At 37.2% G+C, this 15,523-nt stretch carries 17 protein-coding genes; 6 read left to right on the top strand and 11 right to left on the bottom strand.

What is annotated here, in order from left to right; all coding sequences use genetic code 11:
• The first annotated feature begins 2 nt into the window (after positions 1–2).
• The gene (locus E2R67_RS01130; RefSeq protein WP_134289070.1) at positions 3–1,547 is read left to right on the top strand and encodes a class I SAM-dependent DNA methyltransferase; all 1,545 of its coding nucleotides are present in this window, start codon (positions 3–5) and stop codon (positions 1,545–1,547) included.
• A gap of 170 nt (positions 1,548–1,717) precedes the next feature.
• Here E2R67_RS01130 and E2R67_RS01125 read toward each other — a convergent pair whose 3' ends face one another.
• On the bottom strand, positions 1,718–2,224 hold the full coding sequence (locus tag E2R67_RS01125) for a DUF745 domain-containing protein (protein ID WP_134289069.1): 507 nt from the start codon (positions 2,222–2,224) through the stop codon (positions 1,718–1,720).
• 232 nt (positions 2,225–2,456) lie between these two features.
• On the bottom strand, positions 2,457–3,320 hold the full coding sequence (locus E2R67_RS01120) for a YicC/YloC family endoribonuclease (RefSeq protein WP_134289068.1): 864 nt from the start codon (positions 3,318–3,320) through the stop codon (positions 2,457–2,459).
• Positions 3,321–3,404: 84 nt separating this feature from the next.
• Here E2R67_RS01120 and E2R67_RS01115 point away from each other — a divergent pair, with 84 nt between their 5' ends.
• From E2R67_RS01115 to dapB, 4 genes are all read left to right on the top strand, one after another.
• Entirely contained in the window at positions 3,405–3,971 is a 567-nt protein-coding gene (locus tag E2R67_RS01115) for a GTP-binding protein (protein WP_134289067.1), read from the top strand.
• Positions 3,972–4,185: 214 nt separating this feature from the next.
• The gene (locus E2R67_RS01110) at positions 4,186–4,407 is read left to right on the top strand and encodes a DUF1289 domain-containing protein (protein WP_134289066.1); all 222 of its coding nucleotides are present in this window, start codon (positions 4,186–4,188) and stop codon (positions 4,405–4,407) included.
• The gene (locus E2R67_RS01105; protein ID WP_134289065.1) at positions 4,407–4,733 is read left to right on the top strand and encodes a DUF2956 domain-containing protein; all 327 of its coding nucleotides are present in this window, start codon (positions 4,407–4,409) and stop codon (positions 4,731–4,733) included. The genes E2R67_RS01110 and E2R67_RS01105 overlap by 1 nt, the downstream gene beginning before the upstream one ends.
• 19 nt (positions 4,734–4,752) lie before the next feature.
• Positions 4,753–5,484 (top strand): 4-hydroxy-tetrahydrodipicolinate reductase, encoded by a 732-nt coding sequence (dapB, locus tag E2R67_RS01100; RefSeq protein WP_134289064.1) that lies wholly within the window; start codon positions 4,753–4,755, stop codon positions 5,482–5,484.
• Positions 5,485–6,193: 709 nt separating this feature from the next.
• Here dapB and E2R67_RS01080 read toward each other — a convergent pair.
• The 9 genes from E2R67_RS01080 to E2R67_RS01040 all read right to left on the bottom strand — a co-directional run bounded on the left by E2R67_RS01080 (position 6,194) and on the right by E2R67_RS01040 (position 14,495).
• Positions 6,194–7,804, bottom strand: coding sequence for a methyl-accepting chemotaxis protein (locus tag E2R67_RS01080; RefSeq protein ID WP_134289063.1), 1,611 nt, complete (start codon positions 7,802–7,804; stop codon positions 6,194–6,196).
• 32 nt (positions 7,805–7,836) lie between these two features.
• Positions 7,837–9,018, bottom strand: a complete 1,182-nt coding sequence (locus E2R67_RS01075) for an MFS transporter (RefSeq protein ID WP_134289062.1) — start codon at positions 9,016–9,018, stop codon at positions 7,837–7,839.
• A complete protein-coding gene (locus E2R67_RS01070; RefSeq protein WP_134289061.1) occupies positions 9,019–9,924 on the bottom strand; it encodes a cyanophycin synthetase in 906 nt (301 codons plus the stop codon).
• 9 nt (positions 9,925–9,933) lie between these two features.
• The gene (locus E2R67_RS01065) at positions 9,934–10,761 is read right to left on the bottom strand and encodes a hypothetical protein (RefSeq protein ID WP_134289060.1); all 828 of its coding nucleotides are present in this window, start codon (positions 10,759–10,761) and stop codon (positions 9,934–9,936) included.
• Between the two features lie 10 nt (positions 10,762–10,771).
• Entirely contained in the window at positions 10,772–11,272 is a 501-nt protein-coding gene (locus E2R67_RS01060) for a hypothetical protein (protein ID WP_134289059.1), read from the bottom strand.
• Complete coding sequence (locus E2R67_RS01055) at positions 11,272–11,730, bottom strand: YHS domain-containing (seleno)protein (RefSeq protein ID WP_134289058.1); 459 nt, start codon at positions 11,728–11,730, stop codon at positions 11,272–11,274. The genes E2R67_RS01060 and E2R67_RS01055 overlap by 1 nt, the downstream gene beginning before the upstream one ends.
• Before the next feature lie 133 nt (positions 11,731–11,863).
• A complete protein-coding gene (locus tag E2R67_RS01050; RefSeq protein ID WP_134289057.1) occupies positions 11,864–12,859 on the bottom strand; it encodes a DUF2860 family protein in 996 nt (331 codons plus the stop codon).
• A 17-nt stretch (positions 12,860–12,876) separates the two neighbouring features.
• Positions 12,877–13,092, bottom strand: a complete 216-nt coding sequence (locus E2R67_RS01045) for a DUF3820 family protein (protein WP_134289056.1) — start codon at positions 13,090–13,092, stop codon at positions 12,877–12,879.
• Positions 13,086–14,495 (bottom strand): aminotransferase-like domain-containing protein, encoded by a 1,410-nt coding sequence (locus E2R67_RS01040; protein ID WP_134289055.1) that lies wholly within the window; start codon positions 14,493–14,495, stop codon positions 13,086–13,088. The genes E2R67_RS01045 and E2R67_RS01040 overlap by 7 nt, the downstream gene beginning before the upstream one ends.
• A gap of 128 nt (positions 14,496–14,623) precedes the next feature.
• Between E2R67_RS01040 and E2R67_RS01035 the strand changes: the two genes are divergently transcribed.
• Positions 14,624–15,496: an EamA family transporter gene (locus E2R67_RS01035; RefSeq protein WP_134289054.1), complete on the top strand. Its 873-nt coding sequence runs from the start codon at positions 14,624–14,626 to the stop codon at positions 15,494–15,496.
• Positions 15,497–15,523 lie beyond the last annotated feature (27 nt).

The following is a 15,523-nucleotide window of genomic DNA, read 5'->3' as shown; positions in this document are numbered from 1 at the left end:
TTATGAACGCTCCAGCGTTAGTACAAAAAGTTTGGAATTATTGTCATACATTACGTGATGATGGTGTGGGCTATGGCGACTATTTAGAGCAGCTAACCTATCTACTGTTTTTAAAAATGGCACATGAATATGCGCAACCGCCATATTCAAGAGATACTAAAGTTCCAACAGATTATAACTGGGAAACGTTACAAGGCTTAACTGGCGAAAAGCTAGAAGAGCAATACCGTAAGGTACTGAAAAACCTAGCAACTGAAAGTGGCATGATTGGCGCTATTTTTTATAAGTCTGAAAATAAAATACCTGATCCAGCAAAGTTAGCACGTATCGTTAAGATGATTAATGACGAGAATTGGATCAGCTTAGATTCAGATGCAAAAGGTGATTTGTATGAGGGCTTGTTGCAAAAGAACGCTGAAGATACCAAAAGCGGTGCAGGCCAGTATTTTACGCCTCGTGCATTAATTGATGCGATGCTTGCTTGTGTTCAACCTGAACCGAAAAAAACAATTGCAGACCCAGCTTGTGGGACAGGTGGCTTTTTCTTAACTGCAAGTGACTGGATTACATATGGTGACGAGCAATGGATAGAAAAAGGCATGAGCCATTGGAATCCATCCAAGCATGATGAAAACACCTTAGCAAAATCAAAGTTGAACAAAGACCAAGTTAAGTTTTTGCGTGATGAAACTTTTCGTGGCAACGAAATTGTGCCGTCTACTCGTCGTATGTGTTTAATGAATTTATTCTTACACAACATCGGCAGCATAGATGGTGAGCCTGAGGTTGAAAGAGCTGACGCATTACTCACAAAAATTGAAGGTGAAAATAAAGTAGATTACGTTCTTGCCAATCCACCTTTTGGAAAGAAAAGCAGCATGACGATTACTAATGCTGAAGGTGGTGAAGACAAAGATGCATTAACTTATGAGCGTCAAGATTTTTGGACAACTACTACTAATAAACAGTTAAACTTCTTACAGCATATTATTTCTAGCTTGAAGGATACTGGTAAAGCTGCGGTAGTTTTACCTGACAACGTTTTGTTTGAAGGTGGAGCTGGAGAGCGTATTCGTCGCAAGTGGTTAAATAATTGTGATGTTCATACTATTTTAAGACTTCCTACGGGTATTTTTTACGCAAATGGTGTGAAAGCTAATGTCGTGTTTTTTGACAATGCTGCCCGTGATGAAAAAGTACATACCAAAGGAATTTGGTTTTATGATTTAAGAACAAACAAACACTTCACGCTAAAACAGCGCCCGATGACACTTAATGACTTAAAAGACTTTATTACGTGTTACAACCCAACCAATCGTCATGAGCGAGAAGAAACTGAACGATTTAAGTACTACAGCTATGATGAGCTTATTAATCGTGACAAAGCTAGCCTAGACGTATTTTGGCTTAAAGACGATAGCTTAGATAATCTTGATAACTTGCCTGCGCCAGATATTTTACAACAGCAAATCATCGACCATTTAGAAGCGGCCTTAGCTTCATTTAAAGATGTAGCGGCAGGATTACCTGGTAGTACAGGGAAATAGTTAAAAAGCCGCAAAAAATGCGGCTTTTTGAAGTATAAAATAACCAAACATGTGTATATTATTTAATTTATATTGCTTACTATGAAGTATTATTACACGGCAAATAGAAACAGATTAAATTTTGAACGTAGTTCTTATTATTTGCCGTATAGTAACAATCTAACCATTTATTACTCTTGAAGCTCTTCTTTGGCTTCTTCAAGCTCCTCTTTTACCTCTTCGAGTTCTTTTTGCACTTCATCAAGCTCATCTTGCTGATCATTGAAGTCATCTATGGCTTCATTAAGCTTCTCTTTTACTTCTCCAAGTTCTTCTTCTAGGTGATCAAGCTCTTCTTGTAGGCTATCAACTTTTCTATTTGCATCATAATAAACATCATTTACTTCATTAAGATCGCTAGATAATTCTTCATTTAATAGTGATAGTTCCTTTAACTCACGATCTTTTTCATCACGCACAACCGTTAACCGCTTGGCTATCTCTTGCATGGTTTTATATGATTTATGAAATTGCTTTAGCCGTTCATGTCTGAGCTCTAACTCGTTAATGAGTCTTTTTATATACATATTTTTATTTTTTAAAACAGCATCATAAGCATTCACTTTAGCCTCAAATTGCGCTTTTTCTTCTTTCCATTTTACCGACTCTTGATCATCTTGCTTCTGTATAGAACCCATACACGCCTTCAATTTTTTACTTTCTAATTCCGACTATCTTCGTGAGAATTCATCTGTTGTAAACTATCTTCATCTTGCATAGCTGTTATGCATTAACACGCAGAGCGAGCTAAATAATCGTACTTTGATTAAAAAAGATCATTTCAAAGCCACCAGCTCTTATTTTTAAGGGCTTTAATAAAAAAGTCCCGATATTCGGGACTTATAATAAACTTATTAATAAAACAAAACACTATTCGATATTCTGTACCTGTTCCCTCATTTGCTCGATTAACACTTTGCACTCCACCGCTGCGGCAGTGATGTCAGTATTAATGGCTTTTGAGCCTAAGGTATTGGCTTCACGGTTAAACTCTTGCATCATGAAATCTAAACGGCGGCCTACTGCTCCGCCTTTTTTAAGCACGTTACGCGCTTCTGAAATGTGGGAGTCTAATCGGTCTAATTCTTCTGCTACGTCGGATTTTTGTGCTAACAAAACAAGTTCTTGTTCTACACGTGTACTGTCTAAATCGACTTTGGCATCTTCAAACTTTTTAAGGATACGAGCTTTTTGCCAAGCATGTACTTCTGGCATAAAGTGACGCACTTTCGCAGCTTGTTCGCCAATGCTCACTAAACGTTGGTCAATAAACACGGCGAGGTTTGCACCTTCTGCGGCGCGCGCTTCAACAAATTCGTTCAACGTGGTTTGAAAGCCTGCCATTAATTCTGCACTCACGGCATCAGCGTCTTGCTCTGGTGCTTGCATCACACCCGGCCATTTTAAAATATCAACAGGGTTTACAGAACCCGAGCCCATTTGTTCAACCACCCATTGTGCATTTTGCATCAATTGTGTTGCTAGCTCTTTGTTCATGCTTAATGAAGTGCTGCTTGCTGAGTTTGCATCAAAACGTAAACTACATTCTATTTTTCCGCGCTCTAAACGTTTACGGAAGCTTTCTTTTAGTTTGCTTTCTAAACCTCGAAATTGCTCAGGTAAGCGAAAATATGTTTCAAGGTAGCGTTGATTGACGGAGCGAATTTCCCAAACAGCTGTACCCCAATCACCTTTTAATTGTTTGCGTGCAAACGCAGTCATACTATAAATCATATTTTCCCCTTTCAATTTGAGTCCGAAGTATAACTGACTAATTACTAAACATGCTACGATGCTGTTCAACTTGGAGTAGATTTAATGTCAGAAAAAATTATTTGTCACTTGGTTGCTGGCTTTTTAGGTGCAGGCAAAACAAGCTTTATTCAACAATTAGCAAGCTATAAACCAGAGCACGAGCGTTGGGTTATTTTAGTCAATGAAGTAGGTCAACAAAGTTACCCTGTCGAATCGCTAAAAGCACAAAATATCGCAGTGAAAACGGTATTAGGTGGATGTTTATGTTGCACCGCAGGTTTACCTTTCCGCGTTGCGTTGAACGATATGATTAAAGATCATAAACCCGACCGAATTTTTATTGAACCAGCAGGTGCCGGACATTTAGATAATATCCAAACGCTATTACAGGGTGAGTTCTACTTACCGATTATTGAGTTAGCTGAGACGCAATGTTTATTAAATGCTAAGCATTTAAATGATCCTGAATTAGTTGAACATGAAAGTTATTTAGAGCTGATTAAGCAAGCCGATAATTTATTGGTTTATGGTGAAGTTGCCAAAGCTAGCTCATTAGCTCTCCACTATAAGAAACCATTAACAGTATTACAAGGTGACCAAGGAGATGCGAACTTGCTTAATAAGGCTTAAGTAAGCTGCCTTATTTGCCTAAATGAGCGACGGTCTGGACTTGATATAATTATTACTTTAAAACTCATGAATACGTCTCCTAAAGTTGTTAGAATACTTGACCAAATTGTTAATGTTTTTACTGAGATGTTATTAGTACTATTAACAAAATCATAATTTACACTACTCGGTCTACTTTTTAGTTGATTAGGTACATTTACAGATAGGATAGATCATGAAATTTAGTCCATGCACAAGCGACTGCACGAGTGAAGGCACTCATTGTGGAGGATGTGGCAGAAGCCGTGTTGAAATCACTGAAACACAGGCAATCACTAAACAATTAGTGGCACACCTTGTTAAATATAATTATGACGATCCAGAAAATTTCTTGGATAACATTAAAGCCAAAGCACTCAAACGTTCTAAAGCACAATTAGCACAAGGTAACTGCTAATGGCTAAGAAGCATAAAGAAGTTGTTTCACAAGAGACTCAAGATGAAGCCAATGCAATGGCTAAAAAAGTAAAAAAACCAGGGCAAACCAAAGAACAAACTAAGCTGATCGCATTAGGGATTCAAAAAGGCATTACCGAATACAAGAAGCAAGCGAAAGCCAAACAGCGAGAAGCAGATAAAGCGAAAAAGAAGAAATCGCCAGTGAATGAGCTTGAGTTGCAAACAGAAACAATCGAGACAAAATCAACAACACCAATCTTACCTTGGGCTTTATTAGTGTTAAGTTGGATAGGGTTTGTTAGCTACCATTTTTTAAATCAATAAATTAAGTAAAGGAATAACCATGGTTAAGGTAATTGTAAACGGCGCTAAAGGTCGTATGGGCAGCGAAGCTGTTAAAGCAGTAACAAATGACAGTGAATTAGAGTTAGTAGCAAGCTGTGACTTTGGTGACGATTTAGCCGCTTTAATCAAAGAGACTGGCGCACAGGTTGTGGTGGATTTAACTGCGGCATCTGCAGGCTTTGACAACACACAAACGATTCTTAACGCAGGAGCTTGCCCAGTTATCGGAACAAGTGGCTTCCTTGAACAACAGGTTGCTGAGTTACAAGCGTTAGCAAAAGAGAAGCAGCTAGGTGGTTTAATTGCACCTAATTTTTCAGTTGGCGCAGTATTAATGATGAAGTTTGCTGTACAAGCAGCAAAATACTTACCTGATGTTGAAGTAATTGAAGCACATAGCCCACAAAAAGAAGAAAGCCCTTCAGGTACTGGTATTCGCACTGCTGAATTGATTGCAGCAGCTCGTACAAAGGCGGCAACACCTTGTAGCGATAAAGAGCTGATTGAAGGTGCTCGTGGCGCTGAATTAAATGGCGTGAAATTACATTCAATTCGTTTACCGGGTGTGGTTGCACAACAAACTGTATTCTTTGGTGGATTAAGTGAAACATTGAAGATCGAGCATAACTCCCAACATCGAGAATCGTTTATGCCAGGCATTTGTTTAGCCTGTAAAGAAGTGGTGAAACGCTCTGAATTAGTTTACGGCTTAGAATACTTGATGGATTAGCTGATGGGCTAGTTGGTTTTGTTATAACGAATACGATGGGCTAATCACCCATTAAAGATAGAACAACTATATAAAACCCACACAGCATAGAGAATCGTTTATGCCAGGCATTTGTTTAGCCTGTAAAGAAGTCGTGAAACGCTCTGAATTAGTTTACGGCTTAGAATACTTGATGGATTAGCTGATGGGCTAGTTGGTTTTGTTATAACGAATACGATGGGCTAATCACCCATTAAAGATAGAACAATTATATAAAACCCACACAGCATCGAGAATCGTTTATGCCAGGCATTTGTTTAGCCTGTAAAGAAGTCGTTAAGCGTAACGAGCTGGTTTACGGCTTAGAATACTTGATGGATTAGTTTAATGGGCTAGTTGATTTTGTTATAACGAATACGATGGGCTAATCACCCATTAAAGATAGAACAACTATATAAAACCCACACAACATCGAGAAACGTTTATCCCAGGCATTTGTTTAGCCTGTAAAGAAGTGGTGAAACGCTCTGAATTAGTTTACGGCTTAGAATACTTGATGGATTAGCTGATGGGCTAGTTGGTTTTGTTATAACGAATACGATGGGCTAATCACCCATTAAAAACGTATTACATAAAAAAAGTGCTTAGAGATGATTCTCTAAGCACTTTTTTTGTAGTTCAAAATAAATGACGTTAAACAGATAAGCTATTTACCGTGACTGGTATTCGGTTATAAGCGGAAAATCGCCAACCTATCTGCCACTTGTTTTGCTGTCATTAACAGGTGATCACTTTTACTTGTTAAGCTATCACTTGCTAGTTGATTAGTCTGAGCAATATTCATAATTTCAGTGGCGTTATTTGCAACTAAATTACTTTCTTGTGCTTGTTGAATTGTCAATGCAGATAACGACTCTAAGCTTTGACAAGATTCAGCAGCTTCTTGTTTCATATCTTCTAGCGGTACGATAATATCTTCAATTAATTGCACGCCTTTTTCTATTTTGTTTTCACTTTCACCAATGTCCAACTCCACTTTATCCGTTTGAGTTTTCATGGTTTTAATAATATCGTCAATACTTTCAGTCACTTTAGCGGTACGCGTTGCTAACACACGTACTTCGTCAGCAACCACTGAGAACCCTCGTCCACTCTCACCGGCTCTCGCGGCTTCAATTGACGCATTCAAGGCAAGTAAGTTTGTTTGATCAGCAATTTCTCGAATTTGATTAATTGCATTTCCAACTTGCACCGTGCTTTCTGTTAAATAAGCAACTGACTCAGATGAATCACGAACAGAGACGGCAACTTCTTTGATGGAATGACTTGCTTCAACAATCGATTTTACGCCTTGCTCTGAAAGTTTTTGTGTTTTTATCGCCTGTAAGCCTATTTCTTTAACATCTTCTGAAGTTTGCTGAATACCTTCAGATAAAGAAGAAATACTGCTACTGATATCATTAGAGCGCTGATATTGCTCTGTTAAAGAACCTTTCATTTCATCAGCTTGCAATTGAATACCAGTTGCACATTCTCCAACTGATTTAGCATCTTTATCTACATCAGTGATCATCGATTTTAATTGATCACGCATATTTAACATGCCTGATAATAAACGCCCTAATTCGTTGTTTTTACCCGTAGGAATATCCTGTGAAAGATCACCGCTAGCAATTGTACTAACCGTTTTAACTGATTGATTTAAAGGGGAAGTAATACTTGCAATAATGGCATAGGTCATAAACACACCAAATAATAATGCAGCGCCACCCACTAATAGCATGATGAATAATGCCTCTTCAGTGATTGCGATAATAGTATTTTGATGGTTATTCATTGAGTCTTGCTGTAATTGCTTAAATGATGCAACGCCTGCTAATAAAGCATCAAGTGCTTTACGCGTATTCCCAACCATTTGTTGACGTGCATCTTCTGGCTCACCAAACTCAATTTCATCAATGGTTGCGAAAAATTGTTTATGGTAATCCATTCTTAATTTATTAAGCATTTCTAATGCGGCTTTATCTTCATCAGTGGTTAATAGAGTGCCTATTTTTTCAAGCTCTTCATCGATTAACTTGTTTTTTGCATCAATGCTTTGATATACCGCTGTTCGCTGTGTTTGCTCTTCTAAAATAAACAAAGTTAGCAAATCACCGGCAACACTTTCCGCATTAATATTAATTTCACCGGCAATTTCAGCACGCATAACATCACCTTCGACGATATTACGCACTTCATAGGCAGTATTTTTAAAACGTAACCCAGCAAATACAATCATGCCTAACATAAAGATAAGAATGGTAGAGTGACTTAATATCAGTCGATATTTAATGGGCATAGGAATTCCTTAAAACTTAATAATAAAAACAATTACTTATTTCTTTTTTGGCCATATAAAAAATAACCAAATACAAAAGGTATCGATAAATAATAGACTATTTGTAACTGTTCTATTGGTTGTGTATTCGCTAACCCTAATAATCCGATCGCACAGAAAAAGAGGATCAACATAAATTGTGAATAATAGCTTTTGCAAATAATGTACCGTGTTGGTTGATTTTCTCGCGCAATGTCATAAAAACGCTTATTAAACGCTAATCGGAAGAAATTACTTAAAAACGCAACAAGTAATAGTCCAGCATATAAAATGAGGCCATCCATTTCTTGATTAAATTGACCACGTAACCACCAAGAGATGGCATAACCAATCACGGCAACAAAATAAATGAGTTTTACATTCGCCCTATCAATGTATTTTTTGATCACCAAAAATATCAACGCTAATAGCGCGCTCAAACCAACAATAATTAATCCAAGTTGCATTACATTTTCTTGGGTTAACATATAAATAGTCAGTACCCAAAAATAGCTTTCTAGAAAAAGAAATAAGCCATCTATCGCAAAAATCAGCTTAGAATGGTGGGTATCCTTAAAAGTAACAACTTGCTTGAAACTAAAAGCGGGGACTTGCTTTAATAGTTCGGCTGAAGAGTTATTATCTTTAATGTTAAGACTTTGCAGGCTTTTATTAACCGCGGCAAAACCAAATAATGAGACGATAAAAGATAAACTTAATACACCAATAAAATATTCCATACCCAGTAGGTAACTACCCACCAATACGCCTGTTTTTAATGCAGCAACCACTAATATTTGGAAGTTACCAAAGGTATTGCCTGTGTTTTTATCTTCCGTAATGGCTTGAAACAACAAACGCTGCGTTGACCAATAAAAACAACCTGCCGCGCCATTAATTAATGCACCAATGGTTACCAATAAAGTGAGCTCATCCCAAACCAATAGAATCACAAATAAGCTTTGAAATACAAAGGATAAACTAAGCAATGTACTCCATGCCTGTTGTGCACGAAGACGATCCCAATAGTACAAAGCAAACAAAAAACCCACTGCAGTTAATGCAATAAAGTAGGCGATTTCATTAAGGCTTAACCCTTTATCCCACAAAATAACGGGGATAAAGATAGGCAACAAACCGAGTAAAAAGGAATGAAAGCCTGTGAATAAATAAAAGGTACGCGCTAACCCTGTCATTTAGAAAGTATCAGACTGTTTAACATCTAATGCGTCTAGCTGTTCAAACTGAGCACTTAAGTCTTCGGCTTTACCGTAACGAGGGTAATCATGCATTTTTAAATATGGACGTGAGTTTACTTCAAGAAAAATACATTTTTGATCGCGGTAATCAAACTCAATCCCTTTTTCTAAAATCACATCAATACCTAGAATATTGGCATCAAATAAGTTTAATACGTTCTTAAATAAGGCATTATTCACTTCAGGTAATAGTTGCTTATTAATCACTTCCACCACGCCACCTGGCGCTAAAGAGATACGGTAAAATAAAGTCACTCGCTGCCCTTCTTCAGGCACTGAATCAAAGTTTAAGCCTTGTTTTGCTAAGAATGCACTCGTTTGCGCGCTTTCTTTTAAAGGTGAAATAACAGGATATAGCTTCATTTCTTCTCGAATTGCATTTTCTATTTTCATCAATTCACGAATCGTTGAGCTGCCATTTCCTTTAACTGCAGGTGCATAACGCTGTAATACTGAAACGACTTCACCATTAGCAACAACAACACGGTAGTTTTTACCTTCAAGATATTGTTCAACTACGGTAAATGGCCACCAGCATTTTGCTAGGAATATCGCTTTCCATAATTCTTTGTAATTTCTAATTGGAAAATGACTACCACGAGAAAAACCACTCACATTAGGTTTGATCACTAAAGGAAAACCAAATTTTTGAGCAAATTTAACCGCTGTAAAAGGGTTAAAAAAGATAAGCCCTTGTGCGTGTGGAATACCACCTTCTTTAAACTTGTCACGCGCTTGCTCTTTACTACGACAACTTTTACGTACTTCTAAACTGTTGTAGTTACTGCAGCCATCCATGAATTTTTTACTGATCCATGCGTATATTGCTTTTTTAATTTTCATGAATTTTGCCTATTTTTTTGCACTGGCTTTTAGCACGTGTGCAGATTGTAATTTTTTAAAGAAAATCGATTTAACTACTTGAGAGTCAGGAATATCCTTTGTCACTAAAGCCAGTTGTTTCATACTCGAAAACACAAACTTTAACTTGCTTTTAAAGCTGATGCTTTTAACTAATAAGGTTAATGGCATAGGTACGTAGACATTAATTTCAACAATTGAAAATTGTTCATCAAGCAATGCTTGTAATGAGTCTGCGCGAGCACAATAACGTGCAATTTTAAAGTCACCAATACTGCCAAAAATATGTTCTATCTTTTCAATTTGTTGTTCATTTAATTGCGACATACAGGATTGATATGATGTATCTGTATTATTAATGCCGTTGATTGGCATTTTGTCGCCGCTACTATTACAGGTTTCAGTGATCGAGATGATTGCGGATGACAGATCTGTTTGTGCACCCGGAATATAAAATATTTCAAATTCACGCTGCCCTTTTGCAGCAGCTTGAATTAAATAGCGCGGCCCATCTTCTCGTCGCGCTTGTCTATGTTTAATCAATTGCTGTTCGTTATCTGCTCGCACAATACCTTGTGAGTTCTGACCCCATTCTGGTTTAATAAAAACAGGGTAACTCTCTGGTAGCAAATCAGCACGATCTGCGAATTGTGTTAAACGCCATTGCGAAGGTATCAATGCATCCATATCTAATTTAGAAAAGAGCTCAAGATCTTCGTTAAAATAATTGGCGTTTAATTGGAAGTACTTCCATGGCCCGATGCGAAATCTAAAACACCATCCAATGTAAGAAAGTACTAACAGTATACGAATCAGCAAAATCTATTCCTTATAAACCAAGGTTGCTTTTGTAAGCACGGTAGTTAGTCATAAATAACACTAGACCTAATACTAAAATCGACGTTGCAGCATAGAATAAACTACCGCCATCGCTTTGGCCTTCATGGATAACAACAATACCTAACGGTGTAAATAGATGGAAGAACACAGCCCCACCCATTACCGCAGCAGCCATTAAACCACCTAGTGCATGTACTGCACTGCGTGATGGCGCTGACTTTATTACTTTTGCTTTCAGTAACAACCAGAAAACAGCTGGTGAAAGTAAAACTAAAGAAGTAATAAGCTCAACAGAACCAACAGCATAAGAGCCATAGTTTGCAAAGCCAGTACCAATGGTTTCACCTAAAAAGCCTTGCATCCAAGCGCCAATCACACCAAAAATATGTTGTGTATCTGGATGTAAAGTAAACTTATACGGTAGTGAGAATAAAAAAACTTTGGCAGTCCATAACACAACTGCCCAGCTAAAAATTGGTAATATTTTCATTAAAATTCCTTTTCTAAATTAGCCCAATGAAGATCTGCTTGTTTGATAAATGCGTCTTTATCTGTAACCCATGTATCCATAACACTCTTATCATAGTTCAAATAAAGCTTATCATTATAAACAGTCCAAAAAGGTGCGTTTCCTGGCGCAATTTGTTTGTTTGCCATCGCCCATGCACAGTGACCGCCATATTGAGGCGCGTATTTCACAGGGTTAGTTTTAAATAATGCTAAATTTTCAGCGCTTGAGAAATACCAATCAGCACCTTGATATTCAAACGTATATTTACTGCTTCCTTTTACTTGCTTTGACTCAGTGAAGTAAGAAACAACGTCATAGCCTGAAACGGCCTTGCTGCTAAAGTAGCTTGTATAAACAGCATCAGCAGCATTTGCCGTCTGAAAAACTGAGAAAGTCATTAAAGCTACCATTTGTAGCATTAAGATTATTTTTTTCATATTAGGTTCCTTTTTTAAATGAATTTAAACGAATCAATTAACAAGACCTTACTAATCTGTAATTTATTCCCTGAATTTATAAAAAATTTAAAATATCTGTTAAATCTCTTTATTTAGAACAAAAAACGCCAAGCTAAAACTGGTAACTCATCCCTGTAGAAATAAAGATTGAACGACTATCATAAAAACTAATATCCGACTTTTTCTGCGTATATGCGCCTAACAAGTTCCAATTCCAGTTTCTTAAATTTAATGGCTCTTTGTAACTAAATATAGAAGATAGACTGCCATAAACAAGATCTTGTTTCTTATCAAAAATAGGGTTTGTCGCTTCATAGTTTTGTACTCCCATTGAAAGCGTTGTCGCCCAAAATGAACGCTCTCTAAAAATAAGAACTCCCAATTTAAGCGCATAATCTTCATAACTATTTGCAGCACCATCAGCATCTCTTTGGTTCTTTTCTAGCGTCGGTTTTAAAAAGATTCTTTTTTGTATAGGGAACATGGTTTCGATGCTAAATCGCTGATAAATACTGTCACGATTTAATAATGTAATCTCATCGCTGGTTAAGCTATTCGTTTGACCACTTAATTCATCTTCAATACTACTGCTCGCGATGGCGTATTTAACGGTAAAGGGACTTGCAAAGATTTGTTCAATGGCAATACGCCCACCACCTACTTTTTGTTTGGTTTCTTCTCTGTCACTACCGACTAAAAAAGGGTCTTCCCATACTTCGTTATAAACGGATAACTTAGGAAAAACAGCAAAGGTTAATTTACTATCGTCATAAAACTGATGTTTCATACCGAACTCATATTGAAAACCATTAGTTGTAATTTGATCAGCATTATTCGCATCAAAATAGAGTTGCGTCTTTAAACTATCAAATGTGTAAAAGATTTTATTTAAAGGGATAACTAAAGTTTCAGAAGTTGATTTCCCACTATTAGTTAAACTATTTGTGGTGCGATTTTCGCTACTTGTACTTAATTGAGAATGACCGCTAATGTAAAGCGCATTTAAACTCAAAGTCGAGTCCCATCCAGCTTGCTCACTAAGAGGGCGAGCTATGCTTGATTGGCTAACGCATAGTACCAATAATGAACAACTTAATTTTTTAAACATAATTTATCCCAATCGATTTATTTTATTAATGGCTCAAGCATTTTCTCTAAGCCATTTAATTTCACTTCATACATTAAAGCAAGTTGTTCGCCTAATTTCCCTTCTGGGAAGCCCTTGCCATGAAACCACACTAAATAAGGCTCAGGTAAATGGATCAACTTTCTACCTGCATATTTACCAAATGGCATGACTTGGTTAATTGCATCACTTAATGCTTTAGGGTTATCTAACATGTTTTGTCCTTTACACAGTCTTTAATTAGTTTCATTAAAACAGTTAGTTGGCATTCTACTTGTGGTTCAATGATATTAAACCCTATATTTAAACGAAAACAATGAGGATAAAGATCTAGGGTGCTAAAGCTTTCCCCGATACGAATATCCAATTTGTTAATTAAGGCCAACTTTCTTAATTGCAGGGTATTTAAGTCTGGTACTTCTATCCACAATACAAACCCACCAGCAGGTTGACTAATTTTGCTATTGTTAGGTAAGTTTTTTTGTAAATAGGCAATAAATTGCAAGCTCTGTTGTTGTAAGTGTAAACGTATTTTTTTCAAATGCTTTAGATAATCACCACGGCGAATAAAATCAGCGATCCCTAATTGCAGTGGAGACGTCACTCCTTGATTCGCAAACAGGCGATGCTGCAAGTAAGCCTGTAAGTATCGCCCCGGCAAACACCAACCTAACCGATAACCTGCGGCAAGGGTTTTAGAAAAAGAGCCACACCATAATATATAACCTTCGCGATCCCAATGTTTTGCAGGTAAAGGAATAACGTCCTGATAACCTAGTTCAAGGTATACATCATCTTCAATAATAGGAATTTGGTATTGCGTTGCGAGTTCAACCAATTTTTGTTTTTGTAATGCACTCATGGACAACCCTTGTGGATTCATATGCGACGTACAAAATAAGCCAGCTTTAATGGCTCCTTGTTGCATTTGATATTGTAACTGTTCAAGGTCAATGCCCTCTTGCACTGAAGGAATTTCAACAACGCGTCGTCCCATACTCGCTAACAAGTCCAATAACCCGCTAAAACAAGGCGAACTAATCGCAACTGCATCACCTACCTGTGTGGTGATTTCGATAGCGGTACGAATCGCATCTAAGCAACCATGAGTGATCACTGATTCCGCGGCAGAGAAATGAAAATTCATTCCTTTAAAATGCTCACTCAAGCACCCTCGTAATAGCAATTCGCCTTGTGGATCAGGATAATGACTTATTTGTTTACCTTGTTGTTTCATGGCGCGTTTAAAGCTTTGTTGTAGCTTTTCTACTGGAATTAATTCCGAGTCATAACGTGCAATACCCAGTGGACAAGGGTCAATAAAAGGATTATATAACGCTGCCTTTTTCGGCTCTGTTGTTGAACTTTGAAAGGACACTAACGTAGGTGATTTTATGTTATCCGCTAACAATGATTTTTGTGCGACATAATAGCCTGATTGCGGCTTTGCAATTAACCAACCTAAAGACTCTAAATGCTGATAACAATTTAATGCTGTGGTCATACTGACACCATGAAGTTGTTTAAACTTGCGCAGTGACGGCATTTTACTGTGTAAAGCTAATTGCCCAGCTTCTATTTGTTGCACACATTGTTCTGCTAATTGGGTATATCTCATAACTGTACCGCTTTTAAAGTTAATTTTTGTATCTGTTATCTTTTTCAGTTTGTTGGATAATGCCATTAAGGTCAAGCGCCAACACGCTTGCAATAAAACATTTAAAAGTAGTCATCAAAGGAATAGTAATGAAAAGAAACGATTTAATATTAGGTATTCTCGTCATGATTGTATGGGGACTGAATTTCTCAGTGATCAAGTTAGGTGTTAATGAAATTGACCCTTTGTTATTAACTGCTTTTCGATTCAGCCTAGTCGCCTTACCTGCAATCTTCTTTGTAAAAAGACCTAACGTTTCATGGTTGTATTTAATTGCTTACGGTTGGATTTTTTCGATTGGCGTTTGGGGAATGGCCACTTGGTCCATTGAAGCCGGATTGAGTGCCGGTATGGCATCGGTTTTATTGCAAATGAACGTCGCCTTTGGTTTATTCTTAGGTTATTTCTTATTAAAAGAAGCATTACCGTTAAATAAAATAATAGGCTCGGCCTTGGCGCTAAGTGGTTTATTACTTAGTTTAACCGTGACCGATGGTTCAGTGACTAACACTGGTTTACTATTAATTCTGTTTGCCGCTTTATCTTGGAGCCTTGCCAGCATCATTATTAAAAAAGCAGGCACTAAACAGATCTTTGCATTTAGTTTATGGGCAATGGCTTGTGCACCAGTTCCATTGTTTGTGATTGTTTATTTACAGTCGGGCATTGATGTTTTTATGCAACTTCCTGAGCAGCTTAATGGCCGCGTGGCTTTTTCAGTATTATTTCAAGCTTATCCAGTTACCTTATTAGGCTATTGGATATGGAACCGTTTATTAGTGACTTATCCATTAACCACAGTCGCACCATTAACTTTATTAGTACCGATTTTTGGTTTATTAGGCGGGGTTTTATTCTATCAAGAAGAGATCGGCTTAATTAAACTTGCAGCGAGTCTATGTGTTATTTCCGGTATTTTTATTGGTTTTATTAACCTTGAGAAATTCAAAACAGCAAAATAAACTTTATTAGAAAATAAGGTGCATTAA

The sequence above is a fragment of the Psychromonas algicola genome, from assembly GCF_004378355.1.
Taxonomy (GTDB): domain Bacteria; phylum Pseudomonadota; class Gammaproteobacteria; order Enterobacterales; family Psychromonadaceae; genus Psychromonas.
The sequence above is the reverse complement of the archived record's forward strand: the minus strand, read 5'-3'. Positions and strand labels throughout refer to the sequence as shown.

Excerpts from the sequence above, each read along its gene's own strand:
- E2R67_RS01115 (WP_134289067.1), top strand. The coding sequence starts at position 3,405 with ATGTCAGAAAAAATTATTTGTCACTTGGTTGCTGGCTTTTTAGGTGCA.
- E2R67_RS01040 (WP_134289055.1), bottom strand. The coding sequence starts at position 14,495 with ATGAGATATACCCAATTAGCAGAACAATGTGTGCAACAAATAGAAGCT.
- dapB (WP_134289064.1), top strand. The coding sequence starts at position 4,753 with ATGGTTAAGGTAATTGTAAACGGCGCTAAAGGTCGTATGGGCAGCGAA.
- E2R67_RS01125 (WP_134289069.1), bottom strand. The coding sequence starts at position 2,224 with ATGGGTTCTATACAGAAGCAAGATGATCAAGAGTCGGTAAAATGGAAA.
- E2R67_RS01045 (WP_134289056.1), bottom strand. The coding sequence starts at position 13,092 with ATGTTAGATAACCCTAAAGCATTAAGTGATGCAATTAACCAAGTCATG.
- E2R67_RS01050 (WP_134289057.1), bottom strand. The coding sequence starts at position 12,859 with ATGTTTAAAAAATTAAGTTGTTCATTATTGGTACTATGCGTTAGCCAA.
- E2R67_RS01035 (WP_134289054.1), top strand. The coding sequence starts at position 14,624 with ATGAAAAGAAACGATTTAATATTAGGTATTCTCGTCATGATTGTATGG.
- E2R67_RS01080 (WP_134289063.1), bottom strand. The coding sequence starts at position 7,804 with ATGCCCATTAAATATCGACTGATATTAAGTCACTCTACCATTCTTATC.
- E2R67_RS01060 (WP_134289059.1), bottom strand. The coding sequence starts at position 11,272 with ATGAAAATATTACCAATTTTTAGCTGGGCAGTTGTGTTATGGACTGCC.
- E2R67_RS01055 (WP_134289058.1), bottom strand. The coding sequence starts at position 11,730 with ATGAAAAAAATAATCTTAATGCTACAAATGGTAGCTTTAATGACTTTC.
- E2R67_RS01120 (WP_134289068.1), bottom strand. The coding sequence starts at position 3,320 with ATGATTTATAGTATGACTGCGTTTGCACGCAAACAATTAAAAGGTGAT.
- E2R67_RS01075 (WP_134289062.1), bottom strand. The coding sequence starts at position 9,018 with ATGACAGGGTTAGCGCGTACCTTTTATTTATTCACAGGCTTTCATTCC.
- E2R67_RS01130 (WP_134289070.1), top strand. The coding sequence starts at position 3 with ATGAACGCTCCAGCGTTAGTACAAAAAGTTTGGAATTATTGTCATACA.
- E2R67_RS01070 (WP_134289061.1), bottom strand. The coding sequence starts at position 9,924 with ATGAAAATTAAAAAAGCAATATACGCATGGATCAGTAAAAAATTCATG.
- E2R67_RS01105 (WP_134289065.1), top strand. The coding sequence starts at position 4,407 with ATGGCTAAGAAGCATAAAGAAGTTGTTTCACAAGAGACTCAAGATGAA.
- E2R67_RS01110 (WP_134289066.1), top strand. The coding sequence starts at position 4,186 with ATGAAATTTAGTCCATGCACAAGCGACTGCACGAGTGAAGGCACTCAT.